Origin of the sequence: Delftia sp. WSY_16, assembly GCF_043104415.1 — a bacterium.
Taxonomy (GTDB): Bacteria; Pseudomonadota; Gammaproteobacteria; order Burkholderiales; family Burkholderiaceae_C; genus Comamonas; species Comamonas tsuruhatensis.
The window spans coordinates 75,805-89,913 of the sequence record NZ_JBICKS010000037.1 but is presented as its reverse complement, the minus strand read 5'-3'; the positions used below and the strand labels follow the sequence as shown (position 1 = coordinate 89,913).

At 67.7% G+C, this 14,109-nt stretch carries 13 protein-coding genes; 8 read left to right on the top strand and 5 right to left on the bottom strand.

Annotated features, from left to right (window positions below):
• Positions 1 to 56: 56 nt before the first annotated feature.
• Positions 57 to 551: a PACE efflux transporter gene (locus ACF8O7_RS18405; RefSeq protein ID WP_267178768.1), complete on the top strand. Its 495-nt coding sequence runs from the start codon at positions 57 to 59 to the stop codon at positions 549 to 551.
• Here the strand turns inward: ACF8O7_RS18405 and ACF8O7_RS18400 are convergent.
• Positions 524 to 1,471 (bottom strand): response regulator, encoded by a 948-nt coding sequence (locus ACF8O7_RS18400; RefSeq protein ID WP_209670544.1) that lies wholly within the window; start codon positions 1,469 to 1,471, stop codon positions 524 to 526. The two genes, ACF8O7_RS18405 and ACF8O7_RS18400, sit on opposite strands and share 28 nt — an antisense overlap.
• Positions 1,472 to 1,490: 19 nt before the next feature.
• Positions 1,491 to 4,985 (bottom strand): ATP-binding protein, encoded by a 3,495-nt coding sequence (locus ACF8O7_RS18395; protein WP_047218550.1) that lies wholly within the window; start codon positions 4,983 to 4,985, stop codon positions 1,491 to 1,493.
• 214 nt (positions 4,986 to 5,199) lie between these two features.
• Here ACF8O7_RS18395 and urtA point away from each other — a divergent pair, with 214 nt between their 5' ends.
• From urtA to ACF8O7_RS18360, 7 genes are all read left to right on the top strand, one after another.
• Positions 5,200 to 6,465, top strand: a complete 1,266-nt coding sequence (gene urtA / locus ACF8O7_RS18390; RefSeq protein ID WP_012202159.1) for an urea ABC transporter substrate-binding protein — start codon at positions 5,200 to 5,202, stop codon at positions 6,463 to 6,465.
• 110 nt (positions 6,466 to 6,575) lie between these two features.
• On the top strand, positions 6,576 to 7,490 hold the full coding sequence (urtB, locus tag ACF8O7_RS18385; protein ID WP_016450224.1) for an urea ABC transporter permease subunit UrtB: 915 nt from the start codon (positions 6,576 to 6,578) through the stop codon (positions 7,488 to 7,490).
• Between the two features lie 72 nt (positions 7,491 to 7,562).
• Positions 7,563 to 8,759, top strand: a complete 1,197-nt coding sequence (gene urtC, locus ACF8O7_RS18380) for an urea ABC transporter permease subunit UrtC (RefSeq protein WP_017407726.1) — start codon at positions 7,563 to 7,565, stop codon at positions 8,757 to 8,759.
• Positions 8,760 to 8,778: 19 nt separating this feature from the next.
• Entirely contained in the window at positions 8,779 to 9,522 is a 744-nt protein-coding gene (gene urtD, locus ACF8O7_RS18375) for an urea ABC transporter ATP-binding protein UrtD (RefSeq protein ID WP_043789395.1), read from the top strand.
• A gap of 20 nt (positions 9,523 to 9,542) precedes the next feature.
• Complete coding sequence (gene urtE, locus ACF8O7_RS18370; RefSeq protein WP_016450221.1) at positions 9,543 to 10,232, top strand: urea ABC transporter ATP-binding subunit UrtE; 690 nt, start codon at positions 9,543 to 9,545, stop codon at positions 10,230 to 10,232.
• A 36-nt stretch (positions 10,233 to 10,268) separates the two neighbouring features.
• Positions 10,269 to 11,498: a formamidase gene (fmdA, locus tag ACF8O7_RS18365; protein ID WP_012202164.1), complete on the top strand. Its 1,230-nt coding sequence runs from the start codon at positions 10,269 to 10,271 to the stop codon at positions 11,496 to 11,498.
• A 46-nt stretch (positions 11,499 to 11,544) separates the two neighbouring features.
• Positions 11,545 to 11,904 carry a zinc ribbon domain-containing protein gene (locus tag ACF8O7_RS18360; RefSeq protein ID WP_016452169.1) on the top strand — a complete coding sequence of 120 codons (360 nt, stop codon included), beginning with the start codon at positions 11,545 to 11,547 and terminating at the stop codon, positions 11,902 to 11,904.
• 72 nt (positions 11,905 to 11,976) lie between these two features.
• Here the strand turns inward: ACF8O7_RS18360 and ACF8O7_RS18355 are convergent, their stop codons facing one another.
• The 3 genes from ACF8O7_RS18355 to ACF8O7_RS18345 are packed head-to-tail and all read right to left on the bottom strand — an operon-like array spanning position 11,977 to position 14,088.
• Positions 11,977 to 12,723 carry an amino acid ABC transporter ATP-binding protein gene (locus ACF8O7_RS18355; RefSeq protein ID WP_016448706.1) on the bottom strand — a complete coding sequence of 249 codons (747 nt, stop codon included), beginning with the start codon at positions 12,721 to 12,723 and terminating at the stop codon, positions 11,977 to 11,979.
• Entirely contained in the window at positions 12,710 to 13,363 is a 654-nt protein-coding gene (locus ACF8O7_RS18350) for an amino acid ABC transporter permease (protein WP_017406331.1), read from the bottom strand. The genes ACF8O7_RS18355 and ACF8O7_RS18350 overlap by 14 nt, the downstream gene beginning before the upstream one ends.
• Entirely contained in the window at positions 13,360 to 14,088 is a 729-nt protein-coding gene (locus ACF8O7_RS18345; protein WP_016448704.1) for an amino acid ABC transporter permease, read from the bottom strand. Before ACF8O7_RS18345 ends, ACF8O7_RS18350 begins: the two co-directional genes overlap by 4 nt.
• Positions 14,089 to 14,109: the final 21 nt, after the last annotated feature.

Sequence of the window (14,109 nt, the reverse complement as noted above, 5' to 3'; positions counted from 1 at the left end):
TTATTGAAAGAATCTGACTTTAACGTTCAATTGTCGGCATATAGACTGCGCTCCCTATGACCTTGCAGACACACAAAAAGGGCCTCCAGGGGCCCAAGCGCAAAGTGGTCTTCGTGACCCTGTATGAATTGATCGCCATCCTCGCCTCCAGCCTGCTGTTCATGGCCATCGGCCAGAGCGCCGGGCATTCTGGCGGCATGGCGATTGCCGCTTCCACGCTGGCCATCGTCTGGAACCTGACCTTCAACCACCTGTTCGAGCAATGGGAGGCGCGCCAGAGCGTCAAGGGCCGCTCGGTGATGCGCCGCGTGGTGCACGCCCTGGGCTTCGAGGGCGGGCTGGCCATGGTGCTGATCCCGCTGATGGCCTGGTGGTTCGGCGTCACGCTGTGGGAGGCCACGGTGATGGAGGCCGGCCTGCTGGTCTTCTTCCTGGTCTACACCTATGTCTTCAACTGGTGCTTCGACCATGTGTTCGGCCTGCCGGCCTCGGCCTCGGCATCCGCTGCGGTGGCACCCCGTGCTCAGGGCGAGCCGGCTTGCAGCAGCTGACCGGCCACGGCGGCGGCGGCCGTGCGGGTCTCCACGCCGAGTTTCTCGAAGATGTGCTCCAGGTGCTTGTTGACCGTGCGCGGGCTCATGCCCAGGATGTCGGCGATGTCGCGGTTGGTCTTGCCCTTGCTCAGCCATGACAGCACCTCGGTCTCGCGCGGGGTGAGCGCCACCTGCTGCAGCCGGCGCGCGGCGGGCGCCTGCGGCGCCTCGTGGCTGAGCAGCACCATCGACTCCCCCAGGCCGCTGGCGCCCATGTGGCGCGCCAGCAACTGGCGGCCATCGGCCAGGGCCAGCGCCAGATCCTGGTGACCGGCCTGGTCCGGCTGGTGGGCACCGGCCAGCCAGTCCCCGGCCGCCTCCATGGGGAAGGGCTGGTCCGCAAAGGCCTCCTCCAGCCAGCGCGCTGCCTGGGGAGAGCGCCAGGCCACGCGGCCCTGGCCGTCGAGCACCACCACGCCCAGCCCCGCCACGTCCACGGCCTCCTGCGCCTGGCGCGTGGCGCGGGCGTTGCGCACATGGGTGGCCAGGCGCACCAGCACCTCGGGGATGCGCAGCGGCTTGACCACGTAGTCCACGCCGCCGCTGGCAAAGCCGCGGATGATCTGGTCCGTGTCCGACAGGCCGGTCATGAAGACCACGGGCACGTGGGCCCAGGCCGGCGTGTCCTTGAGCCGGCGGCACAGCGTGAAGCCGTCCATGCCGGGCATGACGGCGTCCAGCAGCACGCCATCGGGCACGGTCAGGGCAAAGCGCTGCAGCGCCTCGTCGGCATCGCGCGCGGCGAGCACCACGTAGCCTTCGGCGGCCAGGGCATCGCACAGCATGCGAAGGCTGTCCAGCGCGTCGTCCACCACGAGGATCACATGGGCGCTGTTGCCATGGCTGCTGCGGCTGGTGGCGGTGGTGGTGGCGGTCATTTCCTGCCCTCCTGGATGTTCATTCATCTGTCTCCTCCTGTTCCTGTTCGTCTTCTTCCCGGGGCTGCGGCAGCAGGCGCGCCAGCGCATCGAAGTCGAAGCGGTTCGCGCAGGCCTGCAGCGCATCGAGCAGCGCGGCATGCGCGGGCGCCTGCTGGCGCGCCTGGCGCAGGCGCTCGCGCAGGGCCGTGGCCTGGCCCGAGCGCGCCAGCCGGGCCAGGTCTTCGCGCAGGTCGGGCGGGAAGGGGGCGGCTGCCGGCGCCTGCGCTGCCTTTGCCTCTGCCTGCTCCGCGCGCGGCGCCGGCAGCAGCAACGGGCGGTTGTCATGCACCCATTCGATCCGCAGCACGCGCTCGAGCACCTGCAGCAGCTCGGACTCGATCACCGGCTTGGCGACAAAGCCCTGGCAATGCGCATCGGCCAGGCGCGGCGGGTCGTTGTCGAACAGGTTGGCCGAGACGAAGACCACGGGAAGCTGCTGCGCATCCCGGCGCGCGCGCAGCAGGGCGGCGGTCTGCCAGCCGTCCAGGTCGTCCATGCTGATGTCCAGCAGCACCAGGTCAGGCAGGCTTTGCTCCACGATCTCCAGGCACTCGCGGCCGCTGGCGGCCTCGCGGATCTCGAAGCCCAGCGGCAGCAGCAGGCCGGCCAGCAGCTGGCGCTGCAGCGGCTGGTCGTCCACCACCAGCAGGGTGCGCCGGGGCGGCAGATAGCCGATGACGGTGTGCAGCGTGGCGGCGGCGCCGGGGGGCACCCAGGACGCGTCGGGCGCCATCTCGGGCAGGTACAGGCGCACGGTGAAGCAGCTGCCCTCGCCGGGCGTGCTGCTCAGGGTGAGCTGCCCGCCCATCAGCTCGGTCAGCAGGTGGGTGATGGTCAGCCCCAGGCCCGTGCCCGCCTCGCTGACGCGCCGGCCCGCGCTGCCGCGCTCGAAGGGCACGAAGATGCGCTCCATGTCCTGCGGTTCGATCCCGATGCCGGTATCGATGACCTCGATGCGCGAGACATGGGGCCGGAAATCCATGCGCAGCCGCACCTCGCCGTGCTGGGTGAAGCGCACGGCGTTGGACAGCAGGTTGATCAGGATCTGGCGCAGCCGCTTGGCGTCGGCCCGCACCCAGCGCGGCATGGTGCCCAGCGTCTCGACCGAGAACTGCAGCCCCCTGGCCTGGGCCTGGGGCCGCATCATGGCCTCGATGCCGTCGATCAGCGCGGGCAGGGGCAGGGGGGCGAGGTCCAGGCGCAGGCGGCCGGCCTCGATGCTGGCCAGCTCCAGCGATTCGTCGATCAGCGCGCGCAGGTGCTGGCCGCTGTGCTGCATGGTGGACAGGGTCTCGCGCACCCAGCCATCGACCTGCGGGCTCTTGAGCAGGATCTGCGTATAGCCCAGCAGGCTGTTGAGCGGCGAGCGCAGCTCGTGCGTCATGCCCGCCACATAGCGGGTCTTGGCCTGGCTGGCCTGCTCGGCATGGTCCTTGGCGGCCTGCAGCTCGGCATCGGTGCGCTTGTGGGCGGCGATCTCCTGCAGCAGCAGCTGGTTCTGGCGCTCGGACTCGTCCTGGGCCATGCGCCGGCTGTCCGTGCTCAGCACCACCCACCAGGCGGCCACGGCGCACAGCAGGGCCAGCAGCGCGAAGACCTTGAGGAAGGGGATGCGCAGCGCGCCGCCATCGACGCTGCCTGCCTGCAGGCTTTCCTGCATGTAGACCACGCCCACCATGAAGGCCGTCACCGCGCACAGCGACAGCATCACTACCAGGTACTGGCCCGCGCGGAAGTTCACCTTGGTGGCCCAGCGCGGCGGCAGCATGGCCGAGGCCAGCGCGCGCAGCTGCTCGCCCGCGCGCGAGCCGGTCTTGCAGCGGTCATGGCAGCGCGACTCCAGCGAGCAGCACAGCGAGCAGATGGGCGCGCCGTAGGCCGGGCAGCGCGCCATGTCCTCGGACTCGAACTGGTTCTGGCAGACGGCGCAGCGCACCGTCTCGCCGGGCTTCCACAGATTGCCTGCGGGCCGCGCCAGGTAGTAGCGCCCGCCCGTCAGCCAGGCCAGCAGCGGCGACAGCAGCATGGACAGCGCCAGCGCGATGAAGGGCGAGAACGCGGCCGCCGTCTCGCCCAGCAGGCCCGCATAGGCGCAGCAGGCCACGGCGGCGGCCAGCAGCATGGCGACGGGTCCCACGGGATTGAAGTCGTACAGATGGGCGCGGCGGAACTCGATGCCCGGCGGGCTCAGCCCCAGCGGCTTGTTGATGACCAGGTCGGCCACCAGCGCGCCCACCCAGGCGATGGCCACGTTGCTGTAGATGGTCAGTACCTTCTCCAGCGCGCCGAACACGCCCAGCGTCATCAGCAAGGTGGCGATGACCACGTTGAACACCATCCAGACCACGCGCCCCGGATGGCTGCGCGTGATGCGCGCGAAGAAGTTGGACCAGGCAAGCGACCCCGCGTAGGCATTGGTCACGTTGATCTTGACCTGCGAGATGACCACGAAGACCACGGTCACCGCCACGGCCAGCCCCGGCAGGCCCAGGGCCTGCAGCACCTGCTGGAAGCCTGCCAGGAACATCTGCGTGGGCTCGGCCGCGCGCGAGGCGTCCACCCCCTGCAGCTGCATGGCCGCGAAGGCGAGAAAGGCGCCGCCCGCCATCTTGAGCATGCCCATCACGGCCCAGCCCGGGCCGGCCACCAGCACCGCGCCCCACCAGCGCAGCCGGTTGGCCTGGGTGCGCGGCGGCAGAAAGCGCAGGAAGTCCACCTGCTCGCCGATCTGCACCACCAGCGCGAAGATCACGGCTGCCGCCGCGCCGAACATCAGCGGATCGAACTGGCTGCTGCCCGAGCGCAGGCCGGTGAGGCTGGCGAAGTCGCGGTACAGCTGCGGCTGGGCCAGCGCCATCCACACGAAGGGCAGCACCAGCAGGAACAGCCACAGCGGCTGCGTCCAGGCCTGCAGGCGCGAGATCAGCGTGATGCCGCGCATGGCCAGCGGCAGCACCACCAGGGCCGACAGCGCATAGCACCACTGCAGCGGCCAGTCCACCACCAGCTGCAGGGCCAGCGCCATGATGGCCGCCTCCAGCGCGAAGAAGATGAAGGTGAAGACGGCGTAGATCAGCGAGGTGATGGTCGAGCCCAGGTAGCCGAAGCCCGCGCCGCGCGTCAGCAGGTCCATGTCAAGCCCGTAGCGTGCGGCGCAGACGGCGATGGGCAGCCCCGTCAGGAAGATCACCAGTCCCACGGTGACGATGGCCCACATGGCGTTGGCGAAGCCGTAGTTCAGCGCAATGGCGCCGCCGATGGCCTCCAGCGCCAGGAAGGACAGCGAGCCGAAGGCCGTGTTGGCCACACGGAACTCGCTCCAGCGCCGGAAGCTGCGCGGCGTGTAGCGCAGCGCGTAGTCCTCCATGGTCTCGTCGGCCACCCAGGCGTTGTACTCGCGCCGGAACCGGAAGATGGTCTGCGGCGCGGCTGCGGTGCCGGTGGGGCTGTCGGGCGGGGGGGCGGAGTGCATTCCCAGGTCTAGCAAGAAACGTGCGGGGCCAATGCTGGCGCGGCTTGCAAGAGGGGTAGCCGGGGTGCGTACGCAGGTGGCTACGTCAATTGACGTATGGGCGGCGGCAAGGGTTCTTCCTAATCTTGGACCCAACGCGGAAACAAGCCGTAACCGCAACGCCAGTTTTCAGCCACTTGCAGATCACCCAACCGATCCTTACAGGAGAGTCATCATGAGCCACCCCTCCGACCCCCGCACACCTGGTTCCCCCGGCACGGAAATGGGCCGCCGCCGCGTCCTGCAGGCGCTTGGCGCCGCCTCGGTGGCCGGGCTGCCGGCCTGGTCCTTCGCCCAGCCCACGGCCCAGGTCAACACCACCAAGCTGGCCGTGACCGACACCGAGGTCGTCGTGGGCCAGCTGCACTCGGCCACGGGCACCATGGCGATCTCCGAGACCGGCTCCATCCAGGCCGAGCAACTGGCCATCGACCAGATCAACGCCATGGGCGGCATCCTGGGCCGCAAGATCCGCGTGATCAAGGAAGACGGTGCCTCCGACTGGCCCACCTTCGCCGAGAAGTCCAAGAAACTGCTCATCAACGACCGCTGCGCCGCCGTCTTCGGCTGCTGGACCAGCGCCTCGCGCAAGGCCGTGCTGCCCGTGTTCGAGAAGGAAAACGGCCTGCTGTACTACCCCACCTTCTACGAAGGCCTGGAGCAGTCCAAGAACGTGATCTACACGGGCCAGGAAGCCACGCAGCAGATCCTGTACAGCCTGGACTGGGCCAAGGCCGAGAAAAAGGCCAAGACCTTCTTCCTGATCGGCTCGGACTACATCTGGCCGCGCACCTCGATGAAGATCGCGCGCAAGCACATCGAGAACTTCCAGAAGGGCAAGGTCGTCGGCGAGGAGTACTACCCGCTGGGCAGCACCAACTTCGGCTCGCTGGTCAACAAGATCAAGCTGCAAAAGCCGGACTGCATCTTCGTGGCCGTGGTGGGCGGCTCCAACGTGGCCTTCTACAAGGCGCTCAAGGCAGCGGGCATCACGGGTGACAAGCAACTGCTGGTCACGCTGTCGGTGACCGAGGACGAGATGACCGGCGTGGGCGGCGAGAACTTCACGGGCTTCTACTCCTCGATGAAGTACTTCCAGACGCTGGACAACGAGAACAACAAGAAGTTCGTGGCCGCCTTCAAGGCCAAGTACGGCCCCAACGCCGTCATCGGCGACGTCACCCAGGCCGGCTACCTGGGCCCCTGGCTGTGGAAGGCCGCCGTGGAAAAGGCCAAGAGCTTCGACGTGGACAAGGTGGTGGCCGCATCGCCGGGGCTGGAACTCAAGACCGCGCCCGAAGGCTACGTGAAGGTGGACGCCAACCACCACCTGTGGAGCAAGTCGCGCATTGCCGTGGGGCAGCCGGACGGCACGTTCAAGGTGGTCTCGGAGTCGCCTGAACTCATCAAACCCGATCCCTTCCCCAAGGGTTACCAGTAAGCCCTGATCCGTTCAGGCAGGTGATGCGCGGCGGCCTGCGGCCTGGTGGGCGGGCTGCCGCGTGAATCGTTTCCCCCTCTCCCGATTGGCTTGCGCGCAGGAGCAGCACCATGAGTTTTTCCGACATGATGAACATCGGCCTGATGCAGGGCTTCGCGGGGCTGAGCCTGTTCGCCGTGCTGCTGCTGATGGGCCTGGGCCTGGCCATCATCTTTGGCCAGATGGGCGTGATCAACATGGCGCATGGCGAGTTCATGACCATTGGCGCCTACACCATCTACCTGGGCTCAACGCTCACGGCGCAGCACGCGCCCGAGTTCATGCCCTACTACTTCCCGCTGGCCATCGTGGCCGCCTTCCTGTTCGCCTTCGTGGCCGGCTGGCTGGTGGAATGGGGGCTGATCCGCCACCTCTACAAGCGGCCGCTGGACACGCTGCTGGCCACCTGGGGCGTGAGCCTGGCGCTGCAGCAGTGCTTTCGCACCTTCATCGGCCCCAAGGAAGTCAGCCCCACCCTGCCTGACTGGCTGATGGGCTCGTGGGCGCCGGCCGAGGGGCTGGACATTCCCATCAACGGCCTGTTCGTGCTGGCGCTGACCATGGCCGTCACGGCCGGCGTGCTGATCGCGCTGCACAAGAGCCGCTGGGGCCTGCGCGTGCGCGCCACGGTCAGCAACCGCGTGATGGCCAACGCCATCGGCATCGACACCAAGAAGACCGACCGCCTGACCTTTGCCATCGGCTGCGGCATCGCGGGCGTGGCGGGCGCGGCCTTCACCACCATCGGCTCCACCGGCCCCACCTCGGGCTCGCTGTACATCGTGGACGCCTTCCTGGTGGTCACCTTCGGCGGCGCGGCCAGCCTGCTGGGCACCGTGGTCTCGGCCTTCGGCATTGCGCAGACGCAGTCCATCACCGAGTTCTTCCTCGCGGGCTCCATGGCCAAGGTGATCACGCTGTCGCTGATCGTCTTCATCCTGATGCTGCGTCCCCAGGGCCTGTTCGCGTCCAAGGTGCGGCGCTGATCCCGGCGCCGGCCCTGTCCACGAATTCCCCCGCGTTCCCCCGATTTCCCCTGAGTTCACCGGAGTCATTCCATGCAAGCCCTCAAAGCCTGGATACAGCGCTACCAGCTCGCCAGCCTGGTGCTGCTCACCGTCCTGCTGGCGGTGGTGCTGCCCCTGGCGCTGGACATCTTCCGCCTCAACCTGGTCGGCAAGTACCTGACCTATGCCTTCGTCGCCATCGGCCTGGTCATGGTCTGGGGCTATGGCGGCGTGCTCAGCCTGGGCCAGGGCGTGTTCTTCGGCCTGGGCGGCTACGCCATGGCCATGTTCCTGAAGCTGGAGGCGTCCGACCCCATCAGCACCAAGATCCAGTCCACGCCCGGCATCCCCGACTTCATGGACTGGAACCAGCTGACCGAGCTGCCCTCGTTCTGGCTGCCCTTCAAGAGCCTGCCGTTCTCGCTGGCCGCCGTCATCGCCGTGCCCACGCTGCTGGCCTGGCTCATCAGCTTCGCCATGTTCAAGCGCCGCGTGGGCGGGGTGTACTTCGCCATCATCACGCAGGCCGTGGCGCTGATCGTCACCGTGCTCATCATCGGCCAGCAGGGCTACACGGGCGGCGTCAACGGCATGACCGACCTCAAGACCCTGTGGGGCTGGGACACGCGCACGGACAGCGCCAAGTACATCCTCTACTACGTCTGCGTGGCCCTGCTGATCGGCGCCATCGTGCTGTGCCGCTGGATTCAGACGGGCAAGGTGGGCACCCTGCTGCTGGCCATGCGCGACAAGGAAGACCGCGTGCGCTTTTCCGGCTACGACGTGGCCAACTTCAAGGTCTTCGTGTTCTGCCTGGCCGCTGCGCTGTCGGGCGTGGGCGGCGCGCTGTTCACGCTGCAGGTGGGCTTCATGTCGCCCAGCTTCGTGGGCATCGTGCCCTCCATCGAGATGGTCATCTACGCCGCCGTGGGCGGGCGCATGAGCCTGGTGGGCGCCGTGTACGGCACGCTGCTGGTCAACGCGGGCAAGACCTATTTCTCGGAGAGCTTCCCGGACCTGTGGCTGTTCCTCATGGCGGGCCTGTTCATCGGCGTGACCATGGCCTTCCCGATGGGGCTGGCCGGGCTGTGGGAAAGCCGCATCGTTCCCTGGTGGAACAGCCGCCGCAAGGGCGCGGCACCGGCCGCAGCGCCTGCCGCAGCGCAGGGAGCCCAGGCAGCACCTGCCCCGGCCGCCACCAAGCCCACGTCCGCCCTGTCCGAAGGCATGGGCCGCCAGGGCGCCTGAACCACAGCGGGAGCACACCATGAGCAATACCGACTTCACGCTGGCCGTGGAAGACCTGACGGTCTCCTTCGACGGCTTCAAGGCCATCGACGCGCTGAACCTGTACATCGACAGGAACGAGCTGCGCGTCATCATCGGCCCCAACGGCGCGGGCAAGACCACGCTGCTGGACCTGATCTGCGGCAAGACCCGCGCCACGGGCGGCAGCATCAAGTTCAAGAACGAGGAACTCACGCGCATGGCAGAGCACAAGCGCGTGCGCCTGGGGATCGGGCGCAAGTTCCAGACGCCGTCCATCTACGAGAACCTGTCGGTCTTCCAGAACCTGGAGGTCTCCTACCCCGAAGGCCGCTCGGTCTTCGGCGCGCTGGCCTTCAAGTGCACGGAGGCGGTGCGCGATCGCGTGCAGGCCGTGGCCGCCGACATCGGCCTGGACGAGCGCCTGGACACCGAGGCCGGCCTGCTCAGCCATGGCCAGAAGCAGTGGCTGGAGATCGGCATGCTGCTCATGCAGGAGCCCGAGCTGCTGATGCTGGACGAGCCCATCGCCGGCATGAGCGCCCGCGAGCGCGAGCTGACGGCCGAGCTGCTGCAGCGCATCTGCAAGAACCGCTCCGTCATCGTCATCGAGCACGACATGGAGTTCGTGGCGCGCATCGCGCACAAGGTCACCGTCATGCACCAGGGAAAGATCCTCGCCGAGGGCCCCATGGACAAGGTGCAGGCCGACCCCAAGGTCATCGACGTCTACCTCGGCCACTGAGGCACGCACAAGGAATTCACATGCTGCAAGTCAAGGATCTGTACGTGGCCTATGGCCAGAGCGAGGCGCTGCACGGCATCAGCTTCGAGGGCCGCGAGAACGAAACCGTGGCCATCATGGGCCGCAACGGCATGGGCAAGACCACGCTGTTCAAAAGCCTGATGGGCGTCATGCCCGCCAAGAGCGGCCAGATCACCGTGGCCGGCCAGGACGTCACGAAGGACGAGAGCTTCCGGCGCGTGGCCAAGGGCATTGCCTACGTGCCCCAGGGCCGCATGATCTTCCCCACGCTGACCGTGGAGGAGAACATACAGACGGGCCTGGAGAACGCGAAGTCGCGACAGGTGCCCGACGACATCTACGCCCTGTTCCCCGTGCTCTGGGACATGCGCCGGCGCAAGGGCGGCAACCTCTCGGGCGGGCAGCAGCAGCAGCTGGCCATTGCGCGCGCCCTGGTCACCGACCCCAAGGTGCTGCTGCTGGACGAGCCGACCGAGGGCATACAGCCTTCCATCATCAAGGACATCGCCAAGGCGCTCAACGAGATCCGCAAGCTGCGCCGCATCACCATCGTGGTCAGCGAGCAGGTGCTTTCCTTCGCCATGGATGTGGCCGACCGGCTGTTCGTCATCGAGGGTGGCCGCCTGGTCCATGAGACGGCCCGTGCTGATACGGATGAACAGCGCATCAAGTCCTACCTCTCCGTCTGATCCGTTTTTTCCCACTGCCATCGCAAGGAGCACACCATGGCCGAAACCCTGATCAAGGTCGATCTCAACCAGTCCCCCTACGACAACCCGCAGGTGCACAACCGCTGGCATCCCGACATCCCCATGGCGGTCTGGGTGGAGCCGGGCGCGGAGTTCAAGCTGGAGACCTATGACTGGACCGGCGGCGCCATCAAGAACGACGACAGCGCCGAAGACGTGCGTGACGTGGACCTGTCCACCGTCCACTTCCTGTCCGGCCCCGTGGGCGTCAAGGGCGCCGAGCCCGGCGACCTGCTGGTGGTGGACCTGCTGGACATCGGCGCGCGCGACGACAGCCTCTGGGGCTTCAACGGCTTTTTCTCCAAGCAAAATGGCGGCGGCTTCCTGGACGAGCATTTCCCGCTGGCCCAGAAGTCCATCTGGGACTTCCACGGCATGTTCACCAAGAGCCGCCACATCCCCGGTGTCAACTTCGCAGGCCTCATCCACCCGGGCCTGATCGGCTGCCTGCCCGACCCCAAGATGCTGGCCAGCTGGAATGAGCGCGAGACCGGCCTCATCGCCACCGACCCCGACCGCATCCCCGGCCTGGCCAACCCGCCCAACGCCACCACCGCCCACATGGGCCAGATGCAGGGCGAGGCGCGCGACAAGGCCGCCGCCGAAGGCGCACGCACCGTGCCGCCGCGCGAGCATGGCGGCAACTGCGACATCAAGGACCTCTCGCGCGGCTCGCGCGTGTTCTTCCCCGTCTACGTGGACGGCGCGGGCCTGAGCGTGGGCGACCTGCACTTCAGCCAGGGCGATGGCGAAATCACCTTCTGCGGCGCCATCGAGATGGCCGGCTGGGTGCACATGAAGGTCTCGCTGATCAAGGGCGGCATGGCCAAGTACGGCATCAAGAACCCCATCTTCAAGCCCAGCCCCATGACGCCCAACTACAAGGACTACCTGATCTTCGAAGGCATCTCGGTGGACGAAAAGGGCAAGCAGCACTACCTGGACGTGACCGTGGCCTACCGCCAGGCCTGCCTGAACGCCATCGAGTACCTGAAGAAATTCGGCTACAGCGGTGCCCAGGCCTACTCGCTGCTGGGCACGGCGCCCGTGCAGGGCCACATCAGCGGCGTGGTGGACGTGCCCAATGCCTGCGCCACGCTGTGGCTGCCCACGGAGATCTTCGACTTCGACATCAATCCCACGGCCGAGGGACCACAGAAGATCATCACGGGCGGGGTGGACCTGCCCATCGCCCAGGACAAGTAAGCCCGGCATACGACACCCGCCATCCACCATCCGCCAGAGGCCGCCCATGCCCACCTATGACTACCACTGCGCCGCATGCGGCGGCTTCGACGCGCTGCGCAGCCTCTCGCAGCGCAACGAGCCCGCGCCCTGCCCCATCTGCGAGGCGGCCTCGCCCCGCGTCTTCGTCAGCGCGCCGCGCCTGGCCTGCACCAGCCCCGAGCAGCGCCGCGCCCACGACACCAACGAGCGCGCACGGCACGAGCCCAGGCGCTCACGCGATGTGGCCGAGGGCAGCTACGCGCGCATGCGCCACCCTTCGGGCTGCGGCTGCTGCAGCGGCGCCAGCAAGCGCGGCTCCACGGTCACGGCGCCCAACGGCGCCAAGACCTTCCCGACCAAGCGGCCCTGGATGATCAGCCACTGACCGCGGCCCCTGCGCCGCACCGATGCAAAAAAGGCCCGCGACGCGGGCCTTTGTCCTGCCTGGCCGTACCGCTCAGTGCACGGCGCCGATGAAGCCGGCCAGCTCCGGCGTCTGCGGGCTGGCGAACAGCTGCTTGGCCGGGCCGCTTTCGTGGATCAGGCCCTGGTGCATGAACACCAGCTGGTCGCCCACGTCGCGGGCAAAGCGCATCTCGTGCGTGACCATGATCAGCGTCATGCCCTCGGCGGCGAGCTGCTTGACCACGGCCAGCACCTCGTTGACCAGCTCCGGGTCCAGGGCCGAGGTGATCTCGTCGCACAGCAGCACCTTGGGCTGCATGGCCAGCGCGCGTGCGATGGCCACGCGCTGCTGCTGGCCGCCGCTGAGCTGGTCGGGGTAGCTGTCGTACTTGTCGCCCAGGCCGACCTTGGCCAGCATCTGGCGCGCCAGCGCCGCCGCCTCGGGCTTTTTCACGCCCTTGACCACGGTGGGCGACAGGGCCACGTTCTCGCCCGCCGTCAGGTGGGGGAACAGGTTGAACTGCTGGAACACCATGCCCACGTTCAGGCGCAGCGCGCGCAGCTGGGCGGGCGAGGGCGCGCTGCCCTCCGAGCCCTTGAGCACGGCGTCGTCCACCACGATCTGGCCGGACTGGATGGCCTCCAGCCCGTTGATGGAGCGCAGCAGCGTGCTCTTGCCCGAGCCGCTGCGGCCGATGATGGCGACCACCTGGCCGCTGTCCACGCTCAGGTCCACGCCCTTGAGCACATGGTTGTTGCCGTAATGCTTGTGAACGGCGCGCACATCAACGAGCGGCATAGAGTTTCTTCTCCAGATGGGATGCGTAGAGGGACAGGGGCCAGCACAGCAGGAAGTAGCCTGCGGCGACCAGGCCGTAGATGAGGAAGGGCTGGAAGGTGGCGTTGGCCAGCATGGAGCCGAGCTTGGTCAGCTCGCTGAAGCCGATGATCGAGGCCACGGCCGTGCCCTTGATGATCTGCACCGAGAAGCCGACCGTGGGCGCTATCGACAGGCGCAGCGCCTGCGGCAGCACCACATGGCGCATCTGCTGCAGGTAGCCCATGGCCAGGCTGGACGAGGCTTCCCACTGGCCGCGGGGAATGGACTCCACGCAGCCGCGCCAGACCTCGGCCAGGTAGGCGCTGGTGTACAGCGTCAGGCCGATGGCGGCCGCCGTCCAGGGCGAGATGTCCAGGCCGGCCATGGACGAGCCGAAGAACACGATGAACATCTGCATCAGCAGCGGCGTGTTCTGGAAGGCCTGGATATAGGCCTTGGCCAGGCGGCGCAGGTTCAGGCTGCGGCCCACGCGGGCGAACAGCACCAGCAATCCGGTGGCGCCGCCCAGCACGAAGGCCAGCAGCGACAGCGCCAGCGTGGCCAGCAGGCCCTCGGCCAGCTTGGCCAGGATGGGCAGCAGGGGAATGTCGGCAATCATGCGGCGTCTCCGGCAGTGGTTGCAGGTGCAGCGGGTGCAGCGGGCCTGGCTGCACGCGGCGTGCGGCGGCCCACCACGAAGCGCTGGCCTATCCAGGCCAGCAACTGGCGCAGTGCCAGGGCCAGCACGAAGTACGCCGCCGTCACCACCAGGTAGGTCTCGAACGCGCGGAAGTTGCGCGACTGGATGAAGTTGGCCGCAAACGTCAGGTCCTGGGCCGCGATCTGCGAGACCACCGAGGTGCCCAGCATCACGATCACGATCTGGCTGCTCAGCGAGGGCCAGACCCGCTGCAGCGCAGGGCGCAGCACCACATGGCGGAAGACCGCCCAGCGGCCCATGCCCAGCGCGCCAGCGGCTTCCAGCTGGCCGCGCGGCGTCTCCTGGATGCCGGCGCGCACGATCTCGGTGATGTAGGCGCCCAGGTTGATCACCGTGGTCAGCAGGCAGGCCTGCCATTCGTTGATCTGCACGCCCAGCGAAGGCAGGCCGAAGAACACGAACATCAGCTGCACCAGGAAGGGCGTGTTGCGTATGCCCTCCACGTACACCTTGAACAGCCAGTGCAGCGGCGCAATGCGCCAGGCGCGGCTGACGCCGCCGGCCACGCCGATGGCGCCGCCCAGCACGGCGCCCGCCGCCGTCAGCGCCAGCGTGAAGCCCGCGCCCTGTGCCAGCAGGCCGCTGTAGTCGAACACGGCGCCGAAGTCGAATTGATAGGCCATGGAAGGATTTCCGGGAGCAGG

Bases quoted from the DNA above. Each gene is read 5' to 3' on its own strand.
- ACF8O7_RS18405 (WP_267178768.1), top strand. From the start codon at position 57: ATGACCTTGCAGACACACAAAAAGGGCCTCCAGGGGCCCAAGCGCAAA.
- ACF8O7_RS18400 (WP_209670544.1), bottom strand. From the start codon at position 1,471: ATGACCGCCACCACCACCGCCACCAGCCGCAGCAGCCATGGCAACAGC.
- ACF8O7_RS18395 (WP_047218550.1), bottom strand. From the start codon at position 4,985: ATGCACTCCGCCCCCCCGCCCGACAGCCCCACCGGCACCGCAGCCGCG.
- urtA (WP_012202159.1), top strand. From the start codon at position 5,200: ATGAGCCACCCCTCCGACCCCCGCACACCTGGTTCCCCCGGCACGGAA.
- urtB (WP_016450224.1), top strand. From the start codon at position 6,576: ATGAGTTTTTCCGACATGATGAACATCGGCCTGATGCAGGGCTTCGCG.
- urtC (WP_017407726.1), top strand. From the start codon at position 7,563: ATGCAAGCCCTCAAAGCCTGGATACAGCGCTACCAGCTCGCCAGCCTG.
- urtD (WP_043789395.1), top strand. From the start codon at position 8,779: ATGAGCAATACCGACTTCACGCTGGCCGTGGAAGACCTGACGGTCTCC.
- urtE (WP_016450221.1), top strand. From the start codon at position 9,543: ATGCTGCAAGTCAAGGATCTGTACGTGGCCTATGGCCAGAGCGAGGCG.
- fmdA (WP_012202164.1), top strand. From the start codon at position 10,269: ATGGCCGAAACCCTGATCAAGGTCGATCTCAACCAGTCCCCCTACGAC.
- ACF8O7_RS18360 (WP_016452169.1), top strand. From the start codon at position 11,545: ATGCCCACCTATGACTACCACTGCGCCGCATGCGGCGGCTTCGACGCG.
- ACF8O7_RS18355 (WP_016448706.1), bottom strand. From the start codon at position 12,723: ATGCCGCTCGTTGATGTGCGCGCCGTTCACAAGCATTACGGCAACAAC.
- ACF8O7_RS18350 (WP_017406331.1), bottom strand. From the start codon at position 13,363: ATGATTGCCGACATTCCCCTGCTGCCCATCCTGGCCAAGCTGGCCGAG.
- ACF8O7_RS18345 (WP_016448704.1), bottom strand. From the start codon at position 14,088: ATGGCCTATCAATTCGACTTCGGCGCCGTGTTCGACTACAGCGGCCTG.